General features: G+C 76.4%; 2 pseudogenes. Both read right to left on the bottom strand.

Annotated features, from left to right (window positions below):
- Positions 1–471: pseudogene (locus tag H5J33_RS37985) on the bottom strand (hypothetical protein); the annotation flags it as partial.
- Positions 472–550: 79 nt separating this feature from the next.
- Positions 551–2,230, bottom strand: a pseudogene (locus H5J33_RS31875) (acyltransferase domain-containing protein); the annotation flags it as partial.
- Positions 2,231–2,267: the final 37 nt, after the last annotated feature.

Below are 2,267 nucleotides of genomic sequence, written 5' to 3'. Positions count from 1 at the left end.
GCAGCCGCGCAGCATGTCCTCGGCGGACTGCTCGATGTTGCCGGCGGGGCTCTGCGCGGCCACGCAGATCTGCTCGAGCTTGACCCACACCGCCCAGCTGCCCAGCGGGGTGAGGGTGGCCTGGCCGCCGCCGTAGGTGAGGGCGCCGACCGAGGCCAGGGCCCGCAGCGCCCAGTCGAGCAGCGGGGCGAGCGGGGCGTCGGCGGCGGCCGCCGGGGCGGGGGATCCGGCGGGCCGTCCGGTGCCGGGTTCGTAGGCGACCTCGCAGCGTTCGGTGCGCAGCTCGGTGACCCGCTGCTGGAGCAGGTCGAGCAGCTGCTCCACCGGCACCGGGCCGGCGGACAGCTGGAGGAGGGAGAGCACCTGGGGCATGGCCGAGACGACCTCGGCGACGGCGGCCGGCTCGTGTTCCGCGGGCTCGGGGAAGGCGAGCGACCAGGCGTCGAAGAGGGCGACCCAGCCGCGCAGCACGGGGGCCGGACGGGGTCAGGCGCAGGCGCAGGGTGTCGGTGCCCGGCGTATGGAGGGTGACGCCGGCCCAGGCGAACGGCAGGACCGCCTGGCCGCCGGGCAGGTCGAGCAGGTTGACGTGCAGGACGGCGTCCAGCAGGGCCGGGTGTATCCCGTACCCGGCGGCGGTGGCGCGGGCGCTGTCCGGGAGGGCCGCCTCGGCGAACAGCTCGTCCCCGCGCCGCCACATGGCGCGCAGGCCCTGGAAGACCTCGCCGTAGCCGTAGCCGGTGCGGGCCAGCGCGGGGTAGAGGCCGACCAGGTCGACGGGTTCGGCGTCCGGGGGCGGCCAGTCGGTGAGCCCGGCCGGGTCCGTGGCGTCGGCGGAGGTGAGGACGCCGGCGGCATGCCGGGTCCAAGCGGTGTCGGGGGTGTCGGGGGTGTCGGCGCGGCGGGACCAGATGGTCAGCTCCCGCTGTCCGTCCCGGTCGGGGCCTACAGCGGCCTGGACGGCGAGGGCGCCCTGCTCGGGCAGGATCAGCGGGGCGTGCAGGGTGAGTTCGCCGACGGTGTCGCAGCCGGTGTGCTCGGCGGCCTGGAGCGCCAGTTCCACGAAGGCGGTGCCGGGCAGCAGCACGGTGCCGTGCACGGCGTGGTCGGCGAGCCAGGGGTGCGAGGCGCGCGAGAGCCGTCCGGTCAGGACCGCTCCCCCGCTGTCGGGCAGATCGGTCGCGGCGGTCAGCAGGGGGTGGCCGGTGGTGCTCTGTCCGAGGCCGGCCGCGTCGCCGCTGCCGCCGGTGGCGGCGTCCAGCCAGAGGCGGCTGCGCTGGAAGGCGTAGGTGGGCAGGGTGGTGGGCCGGGCGTGGTGCGGGGCGAGGAAGGCCGCCCAGTCGACGTCGGTGCCGGCCGCGTGCAGCCGGGCCACGGCCGTGACCAGGTCGTGCTCCTCGTCGCCGCCACGGCGCAGTGCGGCGATGGTCACGCTGTCCCCGGGGACGCAGTCGGCGGCGAGCGCGGTGAGGGCGGCGTCCGGGCCGACTTCGAGGAATGTGCGCACGCCCAGGTCGTGCAGGGTCCTCAGGGCGGGGGCGAAGCGGACGGTCCGGCGGACGTGGTCGACCCAGTAGCCGGGGGTGGTGAGGTGCGCGGGGTCGGCGAGGGCGCCGGTGAGGGTGGACACGAGGGGGATGCGGGGCTCGGCGTAGGAGCAGCGGGCGGCGGCCTCGGCGAAGCCGGCGAGCATCGGCTCCATCAGCGGCGAGTGGAAGGCGTGCGAGACGGTCAGCCGCTTTCCGGTGCCGAAGCGGGCGGCGAGGGCGTCCACGGCCTCCTCGGCACCGGAGATCACCACGGAGCGCGGGCCGTTGACGGCGGCGAGGCCGACCGTAGCGTCCAGGTGGGGGGTGATCTCCTCCTCGGTGGCGCGCAGCGCGGCCATGGCGCCGCCCTCGGGCAGGGCCGCCATCAGGGTGCCGCGGGCGAGGACGAGCCGCACGGCGTCGGGCAGGGACAGCACCCCGGCGGCGTGGGCGGCGGCGATCTCGCCGACGGAGTGGCCGGCCAGGTAGTCGGGGGTGATGCCCCAGGACTCCAGGAGGCGGTAGAGGGCCACTTCGGTGGCGAAGAGGGCGAGTTGCGCGTAGTCGGTGCGGTGGAGCGGGCCGGTGTCGTCGTCGAGCACCTCGGCGAGCGGGCGGTCCAGGTCCGGGTCGGCGAGGGCGCACACCGCGTCGAAGGCCTCGGCGTACACCGGGAAGGCCCGGTACAGGGCGCGGCCCATGCCGGTGCGCTGGGCTCCCTGCCCGGTGAACAGGAAC

Source organism: Streptomyces sp. WELS2, from assembly GCF_013870595.1.
Lineage (GTDB): Bacteria > Actinomycetota > Actinomycetes > Streptomycetales > Streptomycetaceae > Streptomyces.
Note: the sequence above shows the minus strand (reverse complement) of the source record. Positions and strands in the feature narration are given on the sequence as shown.